This window comes from Nocardioides sp. AE5, from assembly GCF_031844485.1.
Taxonomy (GTDB): domain Bacteria; phylum Actinomycetota; class Actinomycetes; order Propionibacteriales; family Nocardioidaceae; genus Nocardioides.
The window spans coordinates 80,148-94,524 of sequence record NZ_JAUZVI010000009.1; the positions used below are offsets into that span (position 1 = coordinate 80,148).

Genomic DNA, 14,377 nt, shown 5'->3' on the forward strand with positions numbered 1-14,377 from the left:
CCGAGTTACGCAGGGCCCGCCCATTGCGCGCGGGTCAGGAACCCGAACTGCGCGGTCTTCTCGGGCAGGTCAGCGGTGTGGGCCCGCGCCGCGCCGAGACGGTCCATCGCGGCGAGTGACTTCGCGTTGCGCACGTCCGGTTCCACCACCACGCGCTGGTGGGCCGGGTCGGCGAAGACCCAGTCCAGCAGCCACCCGAAGAGCGTCCGGCTGAACCCGTCGGGCCGCTCGCCGGGCCCGATCAGCAGGTGGACGCCGACATCCCCGGGCTGGCGGTCATAGAACTCGCCGATCTCATCGACGAACGGGTCATAGGTCTGGAACAGCGCCCGCGGGGTGCCCTGCCAGGAGACCAGGTACGCCGCCACGTGGTCGTGCTCGTCGATCCAGGTATAGATGTCGCGCACCTCCTCCAGCGGCTTGCCGCGCATCCCCCAGAATTCGGCGCGCTCCTGGTCGACCCACGCGTGGATCAGCGGCGCATCGCGCTCCGGGACCACCGGGGCCATCGTGAGCAGGGCGTTCATGCATCCTCCTGGGCGTCGTCGACGGGCAGCAGGGTGCCGCTGCGCCACGCCTCGAACTGGTCGGTGTGGTGGGGGCTGTCGGGCGACCCGTGCGCACCCAGCGGCACCGCCCAGCGGCTGGCAGACCGGTCCGCCAGGTCCCACACATAGCGCGCCACCGGGCCCCGTAGGCACAGGTCGGTGCCGGGCAGCCAGTCGAAGGCGGCGACACAGTCCATGTCCCCTGGCAGTGGTTCGCCGGTCACGGCCAGGTCGGCATCGGGCAGGCCGAAGTGGGCCAGCGGGGTGAGCGGGGTGAACCGGTGGCGATCGCCCCATGCGGTGTGGCCCCCGGCAGCCTGGACCCGGTCGGCGACTGACTCGACCGCTGCGCGGAGCAGTGCCGGTGTGTCGATGCCGAGTCCGTGCCCGTGTCGGAGCAGGTTGGGCACTGACGGGCCGACCCGGCTGGGCAGCGCGAGCCAGGGGACGAGGAGTCCGCCGTACGTCGTGGGGTCGGCCAGGCCTGCCAGCGCGGGGTGTGCGGCGACCCGGGCAGTGAACTCGGCCCGGACCGCGGTGAACGTTGCCGCGCCGAGCCCGTCCACGCTCATCTCCCGGTCCCAGCCGGCCAGCACCTGCTGCACCCGCGCGGCGGGACCGGCCAGGCCGTCGAGTGCCGCGACCGCGGCCAGGAGCGCGTCCCCGCCCAGTTGGCGTACGTCGAGCAGCGGCGCGATCGCCCCGCCAGCGGTCAGCGGGCCGGCGGCATCGACCAGTGCGGTGATCCGCTGTGCCCGCCACGGCTGGGCGAAGTGGCTGCCGATCCCGGTGTACTCCTCGCTGGCCCGGTCGTTGGCGCTGACCACGCGACCGTCGGTGGGCAGCAGTCGTGGCAGCGGTGCCCATCCGGTCCACCGGTGATCTGCAGAGGCGGCGGGCACGATGCCGTGCCGGTTCGCCTCGTTGCGGACCGGGACCCGGCCGGCGACCCGCTGCACCACGGCGCCGGTGGTGTCGGCGATGATCCAGGTGTTGACCGGCTCCACCCATCCGTCGATCGCGGCCTCGACGTCGGCGACGCTCCGGGCGCGCAGCAGTGGCAGCAGCGCGGAGAAGCCGAGGTCGCCCAGGTCGTGCGAGGGGGTGCGCAGGCTGACCGGGTGGTCGTCCACCTCGCCCAGGATGACCGGGCCGCGCTCGGTGACGATCACCTCGACCTGCTCGGCCTCGCTGTCGGTGCCGGCCTCGCCGCGGATGGTGATCTCCTCGGTGTGCACCTCGGCCGGTGCCCATCCGTCCGGCCCGAGCGCCTCCACCCCGTCCGCGGTCCGCCGCAACTCTTCGGCGTACAGGTCCTGGTAGTCGCCCATCGCGTTGGTCAACCCCCAGGCCACCGTCCCGGTGTGGGCGAAGTGCTGCACCCCGGGCACGCCGGGGAAGGTGAACCCGATGACGTCGAACTCCGGGCAGGCCAGGTGCACCTGCAGGTAGACGTTCGGGGCCTCGAAGACCCGGTGCGGGTCCCCGGCCACGATCGGCCGGCCCGAGGCGGTGCGGTCACCGGTCACCGCATAGGCGTTGCTGCCACCGACTGCCGGCGGGGACACGGAGAGGGCGCGCATCCCTGCCGGACCGAGCACGTCATGGACCCGCTGGCGCCACAACTTGTGCGGGAACGACCCGAAGAGGAGTTGCTGCACCAGGAAGGCCCCGCACGGTGTCCACGGCATCCAGCGCCGCTCGCCGAAGGTGGTGTTGATCCCGTCGGTGAACGCGACCAGGAACTCCCGGGTCTCGGCGTCGAGCCGGTCATGGGCCCGCTCGGCGATCGCGTCGATCCGGCTGCGCCGGGCGAACCGGTCCCACTCCAGCCCGGCCCGGCCCAGGCGCTCGGAGATCCGTCCCTGGCTGCGCAGGCGCTCGGTCTCGAGTTGTGCGGCCCGGCTGGTGACCTGTTCGACGCCCTGGGCGAAGGCAAGTTCGGGCACCGAGTCCGCAGTGATCCGCGGGATGCCGTGCTGGTCGTGGTGGGTCCGTGAGGCCATCGGGTCAGTGTGGCCCAACCGGGGGAGCGGCGGGGTTGGCCAGGGTGCCGACATGGATCAGGGACGACGCCTGGTCGGCCAGGTCCACCATCTGCAGGGTGTTGCGCAACTGCAGGCGGTTCAGGCAGGAGTGCTCGAACTCGGCACGGAGCAGGTCGTGCGCCGCGGCCGCGTCGGCCAGTTCCGGGTGGTCGGCCAGGTGCCCGGTGATCGTCTCGCGCACCAGCGTCCAGAACGCGTCCTGGCCCAGCACGCCGTCGTCGTCGAGGATCGCGGCCAGGTGGCGGAAGAACCCGTCGAAGACGTCGGTATGGATCGCCAGCGACCGGTCCTCGACCGGCACGTCCGCCCGGATCCGCTCCACCGCGTCGGGCAGCGGCCGGTCACCGAAGACGGCGACCTCCTCACCGATGTCCTTCATCAGCATCCGGACCGGGACGTGGTCACGCAGCACCATGACCAGGTTCTCCCCGTGCGGCATGAAGACCAGGTCGTGGGCCAGCAGGCAGTGCACCAGGGGCCGCAGGTAGGCGCGCAGCCAGGCCCGCACCCACGCCGTCGGGGTCAACGAGGAGGCGGTGATCAGTGCCGTGGCCAGGGAGGCGCCCTTGGCGTCGCGGTGCAGCAGCGCGGCCATCGTGGCGGGCCGCTCGCCCGGTGCGAGGCTGGCGCCGGCCGGGGCGGCGGCGTACGGGCTCTCCCGCCACAGCGCGGCGATCATCTTCTGGTACGGCGAGGTGAACCCGAGCCCGTGGAACGCGTCGCCGGTGTAGCCGATCGCGGCCCACTCGCGCAGCACCGTGAAGCCGCACGCGCGCAGCTCCGGGTCGGTGTCGACGACGCCGTGCACCCAGTCGTTGATCGCCGGGGTGGCGCCCATGTACGCCGGGGAGAGGCCGCGCAGGAACCCCATGTTCTGGATCGCCAGCGCCGTCTTCACATAGCTGCGCCCGGGCCGGGAACGGTTGAAGAAGGTGCGGATCGACTGCTGCGCACGGTGGTCGTCGTCGCCCTCGCCGAGCAGCACGATGTCGCGCCGCGCCACGTCGGGGGCGAAGGTGATCGCCACCCGGTTGCGCCACTGCCACGGGTGCAGCGGCAGGAACAGGTAGTCGTCCGGGTCCAGCCCGTGCCCGGCCAGCGTGGCGGCGAAGCGGGCCTGCACCGGCTCGCCGAGTTCGCGCGACCACAGGGTCTCCTCGTCCAGGCCGGCCCCGAGCGACAGGGTGGCCAGGGTGCGGCGTACCGCGACCCAGACCAGGCGGACGTCGTTGCCGGTCTCCGGTGCGTACGCCGCGTAGTCGTCGGCGCCGTACCCGATCCGGCCGTTGTTGGCCACGAAGGAGGGGTGTCCCTCGGTCATCGCCGCCTCGATCGCCTGGTAGTCCGCGTGGACGAGTTCCTCGGCGGTGGCCGTGGCGTGGGTGAGCTTCCAGGTTGCCGAGGCCAGGGTGCTGGCCAGTTCCTCGAGGTACGTCGGCAGCATCGCGTCCGGGATGCCCAGGACGCTGGCGAACTCGACCACGAACTGCTGCACGTCCACCGGTCGCGGCTCACCGTCGACGGTGCGGTGCAGGCTGGCGCGGTCGATCACCCAGTGCTCCAGGGCGAAGCGGCGCGCGGTGAACGTGTAGCGGGCGCGGCCGTCCGGGCTCCTCACCTCCCAGCCGCCTTCGTGCGCCCGGGGCACCAGCAACCGCTCGTGGCTGAACTCCGCGATCGCCTTGGCGACCAGCGCGGCCTGGGCGCGTTCGAGGTTCTCCGGGTTGAGGTGGGCGTGGTCGGTCGGGTCGATGCCGGACCGGGATGCCCCGAGCCGCGAGGCCGCGAACGCCTGGCGGGTGCAGGTGGAGAGCGCGGCGGCCTTGCCGGGCAGGTCGATCTCCCGCTCGACGACGAATCCGGCGGCGGCGTTGAGCGCGGCGATCTTCTCGTTCCGTACGTCGGGCTCCACCACCACCCGGTCCACGCCGGGGTCGGCGAAGCAGTGCTCCATCACCGCGGTGAAGACGGCGGTGGTGAACCCGGTGACCGGCTGCGAGGTCGGCGCGACCAGGACATGCATGCCGAGGTCGCCCGCGCGCAGTTCCGGCAGCCCGGCCAGCGGGCCGTGGTGCGGGTCGTAGGTCTCGGCCAGGAAGGCGGCCTCGCCGTCCACGCGGCCCAGCCACGCGTCGTGGTGCGGGTTGGCTGCGATCGCGGCGTACTCCGCGGCGACCTCGGCCGCGGTGGCCCCGCCCATCATCCAGAAGACCGAGCGGGGGTGGGTGACCCAGGTGTGCAGCAGGCCGGCGTCGCGCTCGACGTCGAGCGGCTCCAGGGTGATCCTCATCGGCCCACCTCGCCCCGGGTGCGCAGGTGGTCGGGGACGCCGAACTCCTGGAAGGCGATCCGCTTCTCGATCGGGTAGACCTCGCGGCCGGTCATCGCGGCGATGATCACCGAGTTGCGGTAGGCGCCCATGCCCAGGTCGGGGGCGACGAAGCCGTGGGTGTGCTCCTCGGCGTTCTGCACGAAGATCTCGTTGCCGCCGGTCACCGCCGAGTCGATCGCATAGGTCGGCGAGGCCAGGAAGCGGCCGCGGTCGTCCCAGTTGATCCGGTCGCGGATCGGGGCCAGGAAGGCGGGCACCTCGCGCCCGTAGCCGGTGGCGAAGACGACCGCCCCGGTCTCCAGTGCGAACGCCTCGTCGGCCTCGACGTGGTGCAGGTCCAGTCGTACGCCGTCGCCGGAGGTGCTCGCACCGGTCACGGCGGTGTTGGTGACCAGGGTGGTCGTGGTGCCGCCGAGGGTCTCGCGGCGGTAGAGCTCGTCGTGGATCCGGTCGATCAAGTCCGAGCTGATCCCCTTGTAGAGGCCGCGTTGCTCGCGCAGCAGCCGCTCCCGGACGTCCGCGGGCAGCGACTGGAAATGGGCGGTGTATTCCGGGGAGGTCATCTCCAGGGTGAGCTTGGTGTATTCCATCGGGAAGAACCGCGGCGAGCGGGTCACCCAGTTGAGCGCATAGCCGTGGTCGTCGATCCCGCCGAGCAGGTCGAGGTAGATCTCGGCGGCACTCTGCCCACTGCCGACGATGGTGATCGACTCCTGCTGCTGCAGCGTGGCCTTGCGGGCCAGGTAGTCGCCCGAGTGGCAGGCCCGCTCGCCGAGCACGCCGCGCGCCACCTCGGGCACCCACGGCTGGGTGCCGGTGCCGAGCACCAGGCGTCGCCCGCGGTGCACCTCCCTGTTGCCGGTGGAGACGACGTACGCCGTGCCGTCGTGCTCGACCCGTTGCACCGGGGAGTCGAAGTGGACCGAGGCGAGTCGGTCGGCGACCCATCCGCAGTAGTTGCTGAATTCGCCGCGCAGCGGATAGAAGGATTCGCGGATGTAGAACGGATAGAGGCGCCCGGTCTCCTTGAGGTGGTTGAGGAAGGAGAAGCGGGAGGTCGGGTCGGCCATCGTGACCAGGTCGGCCAGGAACGGCACCTGGAGCGTGGCGTCCTCCAGCAGCATGCCGGGATGCCAGGCGAACGACGGCCGCGCCTCGAGGAAGATCCCGTCCAGGTCCTCGACCGGGTCGGAGAGGGCGGCCAGGCCGAGGTTGAAGGGGCCGAGGCCGATCGCGACGAAGTCGTGCACGGCAGTGTCGGAGGCAGTCATCAGGCGGCCCCTTCGCCCATCAGCAGGCGCCCACCGGTGGTGCGGACCTCGTCGACGATGGCGAGGATGTCGGCGGCGGTGGCCATCGGGTTGAGCAGCGTGAACTTGAGCCAGGCCTCGCCGTTGATCCGGGTGGCGGCCACCATCGACCGGCCACCGGCATAGAGCGCCGAGCGGATCCGGGTGTTGAGCCGGCTGGTCTCGTCGATGCAGAGGCCCGGCGAGCGGTAGCGGAAGACGATCGTGCTCAGCGACGGCTCGGCGGCGACCTCGATGTCGGGGCACTGCACCAGTGCGCGGTGGACGTCGCTGGCCAGGTCGATCACCGTGTCGAAGTAGTCGCCGATCAGGTCGGGGCCCATGATCCGCAGGCTGAGCCACAGCTTCAGCGCATCGAAGCGGCGCGTGGTCTGCAGCGACTTGTCGACCTGGTTGGGGTGCTCGGCGTCCTTGGGGTTGAGGTAGTCCGCATGCCAGGTGACGTGGCGCAGGGTGCTGGTGTCGCGGACGATGACGGCGCTGGCGGAGACCGGCTGGAACCAGGTCTTGTGGTAGTCCACGGTCACCGAGTCGGCCCGTTCGATGCCGTCCAGCAGGTGCCGGCGGCGGGTCGAGGCGAGCAATCCCCCGCCGTACGCCGCGTCCACATGGAGCCAGGTCGGCGTGACGCCGGTGCGGACGTCGCGGCAGAGCTCGGCGATCCGGGGGAGTGGGTCGACCGCGCCGAAGTCGGTGGTGCCGGCGGTGGCGACCACGGCCATCGGCACCAGGCCGTCGGCGACGCTCCGGGTGAGCGCCGCGTCGAGGGCGGCGGGGTCCATCCGGTGCCGGTCGTCGACGGGGACGCAGATCACCGCCTCGTCGTCGAGGCCGAGCATCCGGGCTGCCTTCTGGACGCTGAAGTGGCCGTCGGCCGAGGCGAGGATCCGGAGCCGCTCCGCGGGCACCCGGGCGAACCGGCCCCGGGCCAGGTGCAGCGCCTGCAGGTTGGACTGGGTGCCGCCGCTGGTGAAGATGCCGTCGGCGCCGCTCGGTCCGCCCGGGGTGAAGCCGATCCGCTCGGCGGTCCAGTCGATCAGGTGGCGTTCGATGAAGGTGCCGCCGACGCTCTGGTCGAAGGTGTCCAGGGACGAGTTGACCGAGGAGATGAAGAGTTCGGCCAGCAGCGCCGGGATCACCACCGGGCAGTTGAGGTGGGCGGCATAGCCGGGCTCGTGGAACCAGATCGCGTCGTCGAGGTAGAGGCGGGAGAGTTCTTCGAGGGCGGCCCCGGTCTCACCGAGCGGGGCGTCGAGGTCGACGTCGGCGACCAGCTTGGCGGCCAGTTCCGGCGGGGTTCCGGTCGAGGGACCGGTGACCCGCTCGAGGGCCTGGCTGAGGTGGTCGATGCCGCTGCGTAGCGTGGTCGCCCAGGCTTCGCCGTGGGCGGGGTGGAACAGATGGTGCGCGGATGGAGGGGTCACCGCGACTCCTTCCCGAGATAGGTAAGGCTTACCTTAGAGGTGATTGGGGAGGGCTTGTCGAGTCCTGCGCCTGTGATCTGGGTCGCCCCGGGATCCGGGACCTCGAAGCGGCATACTCGACCCATGACCTCGCCCAGGGTGCGCAGCTTCAGCAACGCCGGACTCACCTTCGACGTGATCGACGAGGGACCGATCGATGGCCCGATCGCGATCCTGCTGCACGGCTTTCCGCAGCGCGGCGCGTCGTGGAACCAGGTGGCCCGGATCCTGCACGGCCAGGGGATCCGCACCCTGGCGCCTGACCAGCGCGGCTACTCGCCAGCCGCCCGCCCGCGCCGACGTGCGGCGTACCGGCTGGAGAACCTGGCCTCCGACATCACCGCCCTGATCGAGCAGGTCCGCGAGCCCGGTCACCCCGAGCGCGACAAGGTGCACGTGGTGGGCCACGACTGGGGCGCCGTCGTGGCCTGGGTGGTGGCTGGGCGCACCGACCTGGTGGCCAGCCTGACCGCGGTCTCGGTCGGCCACCCGCGTGCGTTCCTGAAGTCGATGCTGGGCCGGCAGGCGTTGATGAGCTGGTACATCGGGGCCTTCCAGGTGCCCGGGTTGCCCGAGCGGGTGCTCAGCGATCCCGGCCGCGCCGGGCAGGCGCTGCGCGGGATGGGGATGACCCCGGAGATGGTGGCCACCTTCCACGGCGACATCGTCGAGTACGGCGCGCTGCGCGGCGGCCTGGGCTGGTATCGCGCCCTGCCGCTCTCCCACCCGCGGGTGCTCAAGGGGCGGGTCGAGGTGCCGACCACCATGGTCTGGAGCGATCGCGACGCCGCCCTCGGGCGGCGTGCTCCCGAGCTGAGCGAGCGGTACGTCGACGCCCCCTTCGAACTGCAGGTCCTGGAAGGCGTCAGCCACTGGGTCCCCGACGAGGTGCCCGACGTGCTGGCCGAGATCGTGTGTGAGCGGATCGGCAGCGCCGGAAATGGAAGGATGCGACGCGCCGGGCACTAACGTGGTCCCCATGAGTGACCCCGAAGTCGATGCCCCCGCCGCCGTCGAGTTGACCTTCGATGATCTCGGGCTGGACGACAGGGTGCTCAAGGCGCTCCGCAAGATCGGCTACGAGACTCCTTCGCCGATCCAGGCCCAGACCATCCCGCCGCTGCTGGAGGGCCGCCACGTCGTGGGCCTGGCCCAGACCGGCACCGGCAAGACGGCCGCCTTCGCGCTGCCGATCCTCTCCCAGCTCGACCTGAAGCAGAAGACGCCGCAGGCCCTGGTGCTCGCCCCGACCCGCGAGCTGGCGCTCCAGGTCTCCGAGGCGTTCGAGAGCTATGCCGCCTTCATGAAGGGCGTCCACGTGCTGCCCGTCTATGGCGGCCAGGGGTACGGCGTACAGCTGTCCGCGCTGCGCCGCGGCGTCCACGTCGTGGTCGGCACGCCCGGACGGATCATGGACCACCTGGAGAAGGGCACCCTGGACCTCTCCGAGCTCCGCTTCCTGGTCCTCGACGAGGCCGACGAGATGCTCAAGATGGGCTTCGCCGAGGACGTCGAGACGATCCTGGCCGACACCCCCGAGTCCAAGCACGTGGCCCTCTTCTCCGCCACGATGCCGGCGCAGATCCGGCGGATCTCCAAGAAGCACCTCACCGACCCGGTCGAGATCACGGTCAAGAACAAGACCACCACGGCCACCAACATCGCCCAGCGCTACATGATCGTCTCCTGGCCGCAGAAGGTGGACGCGCTGACCCGGATCCTCGAGGTGGAGAACTTCGAGGCGATGATCATCTTCGCCCGGACCAAGTCCGCCACCGAGGAGCTCGCCGAGAAGCTGCGCGCCCGTGGCTTCTCCGCCACCGCGATCAACGGCGACGTCGCCCAGAACCAGCGCGAGCGGACCATCAACCAGCTCAAGGACGGCAAGCTCGACATCCTGGTCGCCACCGACGTCGCGGCCCGCGGTCTGGACGTGGAGCGGATCAGCCACGTGGTCAACTTCGACATCCCCACCGACACCGAGTCCTATGTGCACCGGATCGGGCGCACCGGCCGGGCCGGGCGCTCCGGTGACGCGATCTCGTTCATCACCCCGCGCGAGCGTTACCTGCTCAAGGCGATCGAGAAGGCGACGCGGCAGACGCTGACCCAGATGCAGATGCCGAGCGTGGAGGACATCAACACCACCCGCCTCTCCCGCTTCGACGACGCGATCACCGCGGCGCTCAACTCCGACAGGGTCGAGTTCTTCCGCGACGTGGTCAACCACTACGTCCGTGAGTACGACGTGCCCGAGGCCGACGTGGCGGCGGCGCTGGCCGTCGTACTCCAGGGGGACACCCCGATGCTGCTCGAGCCCGAGCCGGAGCGGCCGGCCCGCGAGTTCAAGGAGCGCGGTCCGCGCAGCGACCGTCCGGACCGTGGCGCCCGCAGCGACCGTGGCCCACGCCCAGAGCGCGGGCACCGGGGCCGCAACGACGTGCCGATGGCGACCTACCGGATCGAGGTCGGCAAGCGGCACAAGGTCGAGCCGCGCCAGATCGTCGGCGCGCTGGCCAACGAGGGCGGCCTGGGCCGCGGTGACTTCGGCAAGATCGACATCCGCGGGGATCACTCCATCGTCGAACTCCCGGTCAACCTGCCCGGCGACGCGTGGGACGCGCTCCGCTCGACCCGGATCTCCGGCAAGCTGATCGACCTGAGCAAGGCTGACGGCGAGGTCGCCGGTGGCCGCCCGAAGCGGAGCTACGACGACCGCAAGGGTGGCTTCGACAAGGGCGCCCCGCGCAAGAAGTACGAGAAGAAGCCGCGCCACAAGAAGCACCCCTGACCTCCGCCCCCTTGCCCTTGTAACGCGGGGTCCTGGTCGCTTGAGTAGTGCTGTGACGCGCTGATTCGTCAACAGCACCGCACAAGTCCGAGCGATATTGTTCGTTGAAGGAACGCTGTGAGGAGGCGGTGACCCGTGCGAGATGGCCTGGACGAGGCGTCCCTTCCGAGCGAGCGCATTCGCCTGGGTTCGCTGCTGGCCAACCTCGGGGCAGAGGCGGGCGGTGTCGACATCGACATCGAACGCGGCCGTACGCCGCGAGAGCCGATCGGGTTCGAGTGATCATCCTCGACACGAACGTTGTTTCTGAGCCTCTGCGCCCGGCGCTTGGTGCACGGGTTGTCTCCAGGACTGCTCCGTCGCCACCCGTGACGTCGCGCCCTTACGCCGGGCCGAGCACCTCTCCGCAGCCACAGGCTGTCTGGATCGCCACGGCCAACTCGGTGTTGGCACCGGCCGGGGCGACGTAGGCCTCGCCGGGGATGTGGAAGACCGCGCGCCCGGCGAGGTCGCGGCTGGCCGAGGTGAAGTTGGCGGCGTAGTTGTCGGCGCCGATCACGTAATCGAAGCGCGGCAGGCTGGCGCAGAGGAAGCGCAGGTACTCACCGTCCGCGGCGCCCCGGATGCTCCGGTCCTCGGTCTCGTTGGTCTCGCATGAGGTCCGGTCCCCCTCGCTGGTGTGCTCCAGCCAGATTGCCTTGACCTCGTCGTACGACGGGAGCTCGCCGCTTGGCTCGGGCGTCGCCGACTTCTGCGACCGCGGGCTCTCACTGGTAACCGGCGTCGACTGGCCGGCGGGCTCGTCGTCGTCCTCCGAGCCGCAGGCGGCCAGGGTCAAGGCAATCGTGAGGGCGGTGGCGAGGGACGCGAGGCGGCGCATGGGGTCTCCTGGGTGCAGTGCCGTGGTTGGCAACAAGGCTTCCCCGGCGCGCCGGTTCCACACCCGTCAGTGACGTACGCCGAACTTCCGCGCCGTGATCGCCTCCACCAGGCCACGCGACGCGATCCGGCGCAAAGCGAAGACCAGGGGCGCATTCGACCCACGGGCATACAACGAGGCCGGTCGCTCAGCCTGCACGGCGGCCAGCACGGTCGCGGCCACCTCCTCGGCGGAGGTTCCCTCGGCCTCCAGCGCATCCAGCCGCGCGATCACGGTGTCGCACTCGCCTTTGTACGGCGAATCATCGGCGACGTACTTGGTGCGCCTGGTCGAGATGCCGGTGTTGATCGAGCCGGGCTCCACGGTGGTCAACCAGACGCCGTACGGCGTGAGCTCCTTGCGCGCTGCGGTGGCGAACGCCTTGATCGCGGCCTTCGACGCGGCGTACGACGAGCGGTAGGGCAACGGGAAGCTGGCCAGCATCGAACCGACCATCACCACCCGTCCATACCCGGCCGCGCGCATCCCCGGCAGCAACAACTGGGTGAGCTGCACCGGGCCGAGCACGTTGAGCTGGAAGAGCCGGTCCAGCGCGTCCAGGGGCAGCTCCTCCAGTGGGCCGGACTGGGACTCGCCGGCGTTGTTGACCAGTACGTCGACGTGCCCGGCCAGTTCGAGTGCGGCAGCGGCGCAGGCGGTGATCGAGGCACGGGACTCCAGGTCCAGCTCCAGCAACTCGATGCCGTCGACCGCGGGTGCGGTGGCGGGGTTGCGCGAGGTGCCGATCACCCGGAATCCCGCGTCCCGCAACGCGACGGCGACCGCGGCCCCGATGCCTGAGGTGGCGCCGGTGACCAGCGCTGTCCGGGTGGTCACAGGTCCCTGGCCAGGGCCAGGCCGGCCGCGCGGCCGGAGAAGATGCACCCTCCCAGGAAGGTCCCTTCCAGGGCGTTGTAGCCGTGGACGCCGCCACCCCCGAAGCCGGCCACCTCGCCCGCGGCGTACAGCCCGGGGATCGGGGAACCGTCCGCGCCGATCACAGCAGAGTCCAGGTTGGTCTGGATCCCGCCCAGCGTCTTGCGGGAGAGGATGTTGAGCCGGACCGCGATCAGTGGCCCGTTCTGAGTGTCCAGGAACCGGTGCGGCGAGGCGACCCGGATCAGCTTGTCGGTGCGCGAGAGGCGGGCGTTGTTGATCGCCATCAGTTGCAGGTCCTTGGAGAACGAGTTGACCAGCTCGTTGTCGCGGGCCTTGATCTGCGCCTCGACGTGCGCCGCGTCGAGCACCGCGCCATCGCGGCCGAGCTTGTTCATCCCGTCCACCAGTTCACCAATGGTGGAGGCGACCACGAAGTCCTCGCCGTGCTCCTTGAACTTCTCCACCGGCCCTGGCGCCCCCTTCGCCAGCCGCGATTGCAGCATGAACTTCAGGTCGCGGTTGGTGATGTCGGGGTTCTGCTCGGACCCGGAGAGCGCGAACTCCTTCTCGATGATCTTCTGGGTGAGGATGAACCACGAATAGTCGTGCCCGGTGGCCAGGATCGCCTTCATCGTGCCGATCGAGTCGAACCCGGGGAAGTTGGGTGCCGGCAGGCGGTTGCCCAGTGCGTCGAACCACATCGACGAGGGCCCGGGGATGATCCGGATCGCGTGGTCGGGCCAGACCGGGTCCCAGTTGTGGATGCCTTCGGTGTAGGCCCACATCCGGTCGGAGTTGACCAGGTTGGCGCCGGCGGCCTCGGAGATCGCCAGCATCCGCCCGTCCACGTGGGCCGGGACGCCGGCGATCAGATGCTTGGGCACCGGGCCGAGCCGGTCGACGGGCCAGTTGGCGCGCATCAGGTCGAAGTTGTGGCCGATCCCGCCGGAGGTGACCACGACCGCGGCCGCACGGTGCTCGAAGTCGCCGACCACCTCGCGCGATGACTTCACGCCACGCTCGGCGTTGCTGGGCTCCAGCAGTGACCCCCGTACGCCGACCACGCGGCCGCCGTCCAGGACGAGTTCGTCGACCTGGTGGCGGAAGGCGAACTGCACCAGTCCGGACTTCTCCCCGGCCAGCACCGGGTTGGCGAAGATCTCCACCACCGCCGGACCGGTGCCCCAGGAGAGGTGGAAGCGCGGCACCGAGTTGCCGTGCCCGGTCGCTGAGCCGGAGCCGCGCTCGGCCCAGCCGACGAAGGGGAGGAACTTCAGGCCCAGCGAGCGCACGTAGTCGCGCTTGCCGCCGGCTGCCCACTCGACGTACGCCCGGGCCCACTTCTGGCCCCACAGGTCCTGGTCGTCGGGGCGGTCGAAGCCAGCCGAGCCGGCCCAGTCCTGGTGGGCGAGTTCGACGTTGTCCTTGATCCCCATCCGCCGCTGCTCGGGGGAGTCGACGAAGAAGAGGCCTCCCAGCGACCAGAATGCCTGCCCGCCGAGGTTGTTGCGGTTCTCCTGCTCGACGACGAGCACCTTGCGGCCGGCCTTGACCAGCTCATGGGTGGCGACCAGGCCTGCCAGGCCGGCGCCGACGACGATCACATCGGGCTTGAAATCGGACGGGGTCATGGGTGCTCCTCGGTCGTGGCTGATTCAGCCCCGTTCGGTTCAGTCTGGGCTGAGCCGAGGGCCTTGGTGACGGTGCTTACGATCCATGAATGTATCGGGGCCTGTGGATGAAGCACGCGGCGAGTGGCCGTTGGTTGCTATACCTACGTGCCAACGGAGAGGTGGCGCATGTACGACGGGTATGAGCATCTGGCTCGTGTGCACGTCTACGAGAAGTGCGCAGCCATTGATGTCACCTGGACCGAGATCGAGGGGATGCTCGCCACGGGCGAAGTGATTGAGGAGCACGTGTTCAACGACCTGATGGTCAAGGAAATCAGGCTGCTGCTCGACTGGAGTCGCCCGCTTCATCTTGTTTACATCGTTCATCACGACCGTAGACTGGTGGTGTATCGCACCATCTATGTCCCGACGCTCGAGGAGTGGAGGCCGGGGTTCCGTGAGAGGAGGAAGTGA

Annotated in this window: 12 protein-coding genes; 4 read left to right on the forward strand and 8 right to left on the reverse strand. The window is 70.2% G+C overall.

What is annotated here, in order from left to right:
• Positions 1–5: 5 nt before the first annotated feature.
• From Q9R27_RS13725 to Q9R27_RS13745, 5 genes are read right to left on the reverse strand one after another with little or no spacing between them, the layout of a single operon-like run.
• On the reverse strand, positions 6–527 hold the full coding sequence (locus Q9R27_RS13725; protein ID WP_311252954.1) for a GNAT family N-acetyltransferase: 522 nt from the start codon (positions 525–527) through the stop codon (positions 6–8).
• Positions 524–2,554 carry a penicillin acylase family protein gene (locus Q9R27_RS13730; RefSeq protein ID WP_311252955.1) on the reverse strand — a complete coding sequence of 677 codons (2,031 nt, stop codon included), beginning with the start codon at positions 2,552–2,554 and terminating at the stop codon, positions 524–526. Before Q9R27_RS13730 ends, Q9R27_RS13725 begins: the two co-directional genes overlap by 4 nt.
• A gap of 4 nt (positions 2,555–2,558) precedes the next feature.
• Positions 2,559–4,886 carry a GNAT family N-acetyltransferase gene (locus tag Q9R27_RS13735; RefSeq protein WP_311252956.1) on the reverse strand — a complete coding sequence of 776 codons (2,328 nt, stop codon included), beginning with the start codon at positions 4,884–4,886 and terminating at the stop codon, positions 2,559–2,561.
• The gene (locus tag Q9R27_RS13740) at positions 4,883–6,199 is read right to left on the reverse strand and encodes a SidA/IucD/PvdA family monooxygenase (protein ID WP_311252957.1); all 1,317 of its coding nucleotides are present in this window, start codon (positions 6,197–6,199) and stop codon (positions 4,883–4,885) included. Before Q9R27_RS13740 ends, Q9R27_RS13735 begins: the two co-directional genes overlap by 4 nt.
• Positions 6,199–7,662: an aspartate aminotransferase family protein gene (locus Q9R27_RS13745; RefSeq protein ID WP_311252958.1), complete on the reverse strand. Its 1,464-nt coding sequence runs from the start codon at positions 7,660–7,662 to the stop codon at positions 6,199–6,201. Before Q9R27_RS13745 ends, Q9R27_RS13740 begins: the two co-directional genes overlap by 1 nt.
• Before the next feature lie 123 nt (positions 7,663–7,785).
• On the opposite strand from Q9R27_RS13745, the gene Q9R27_RS13750 reads away from it, so the two are divergent.
• The 3 genes from Q9R27_RS13750 to Q9R27_RS13760 all read left to right on the forward strand — a co-directional run bounded on the left by Q9R27_RS13750 (position 7,786) and on the right by Q9R27_RS13760 (position 10,774).
• The gene (locus Q9R27_RS13750; protein ID WP_311252959.1) at positions 7,786–8,670 is read left to right on the forward strand and encodes an alpha/beta fold hydrolase; all 885 of its coding nucleotides are present in this window, start codon (positions 7,786–7,788) and stop codon (positions 8,668–8,670) included.
• Between the two features lie 10 nt (positions 8,671–8,680).
• Positions 8,681–10,492, forward strand: a complete 1,812-nt coding sequence (locus Q9R27_RS13755) for a DEAD/DEAH box helicase (protein ID WP_311252960.1) — start codon at positions 8,681–8,683, stop codon at positions 10,490–10,492.
• Positions 10,493–10,627: 135 nt separating this feature from the next.
• A complete protein-coding gene (locus Q9R27_RS13760; protein WP_311252961.1) occupies positions 10,628–10,774 on the forward strand; it encodes a hypothetical protein in 147 nt (48 codons plus the stop codon).
• Between the two features lie 100 nt (positions 10,775–10,874).
• Here the strand turns inward: Q9R27_RS13760 and Q9R27_RS13765 are convergent, their stop codons facing one another.
• The 3 genes from Q9R27_RS13765 to Q9R27_RS13775 all read right to left on the reverse strand — a co-directional run bounded on the left by Q9R27_RS13765 (position 10,875) and on the right by Q9R27_RS13775 (position 13,921).
• Positions 10,875–11,372 (reverse strand): hypothetical protein, encoded by a 498-nt coding sequence (locus Q9R27_RS13765; protein ID WP_311252962.1) that lies wholly within the window; start codon positions 11,370–11,372, stop codon positions 10,875–10,877.
• A 66-nt stretch (positions 11,373–11,438) separates the two neighbouring features.
• Positions 11,439–12,248: an SDR family NAD(P)-dependent oxidoreductase gene (locus tag Q9R27_RS13770; RefSeq protein ID WP_311252963.1), complete on the reverse strand. Its 810-nt coding sequence runs from the start codon at positions 12,246–12,248 to the stop codon at positions 11,439–11,441.
• Positions 12,245–13,921, reverse strand: a complete 1,677-nt coding sequence (locus Q9R27_RS13775) for an FAD-binding dehydrogenase (RefSeq protein ID WP_311252964.1) — start codon at positions 13,919–13,921, stop codon at positions 12,245–12,247. The genes Q9R27_RS13770 and Q9R27_RS13775 overlap by 4 nt, the downstream gene beginning before the upstream one ends.
• A 168-nt stretch (positions 13,922–14,089) precedes the next feature.
• On the opposite strand from Q9R27_RS13775, the gene Q9R27_RS13780 reads away from it, so the two are divergent.
• Positions 14,090–14,377 (forward strand): hypothetical protein, encoded by a 288-nt coding sequence (locus Q9R27_RS13780; RefSeq protein ID WP_311252965.1) that lies wholly within the window; start codon positions 14,090–14,092, stop codon positions 14,375–14,377.

What these genes read in the sequence shown, in the direction of transcription:
- Q9R27_RS13750 (WP_311252959.1), top strand. Translation starts at nt 7,786, where the DNA reads ATGACCTCGCCCAGGGTGCGCAGCTTCAGCAACGCCGGACTCACCTTC.
- Q9R27_RS13775 (WP_311252964.1), bottom strand. Translation starts at nt 13,921, where the DNA reads ATGACCCCGTCCGATTTCAAGCCCGATGTGATCGTCGTCGGCGCCGGC.
- Q9R27_RS13740 (WP_311252957.1), bottom strand. Translation starts at nt 6,199, where the DNA reads ATGACTGCCTCCGACACTGCCGTGCACGACTTCGTCGCGATCGGCCTC.
- Q9R27_RS13780 (WP_311252965.1), top strand. Translation starts at nt 14,090, where the DNA reads ATGTACGACGGGTATGAGCATCTGGCTCGTGTGCACGTCTACGAGAAG.
- Q9R27_RS13755 (WP_311252960.1), top strand. Translation starts at nt 8,681, where the DNA reads ATGAGTGACCCCGAAGTCGATGCCCCCGCCGCCGTCGAGTTGACCTTC.
- Q9R27_RS13725 (WP_311252954.1), bottom strand. Translation starts at nt 527, where the DNA reads ATGAACGCCCTGCTCACGATGGCCCCGGTGGTCCCGGAGCGCGATGCG.
- Q9R27_RS13765 (WP_311252962.1), bottom strand. Translation starts at nt 11,372, where the DNA reads ATGCGCCGCCTCGCGTCCCTCGCCACCGCCCTCACGATTGCCTTGACC.
- Q9R27_RS13735 (WP_311252956.1), bottom strand. Translation starts at nt 4,886, where the DNA reads ATGAGGATCACCCTGGAGCCGCTCGACGTCGAGCGCGACGCCGGCCTG.
- Q9R27_RS13730 (WP_311252955.1), bottom strand. Translation starts at nt 2,554, where the DNA reads ATGGCCTCACGGACCCACCACGACCAGCACGGCATCCCGCGGATCACT.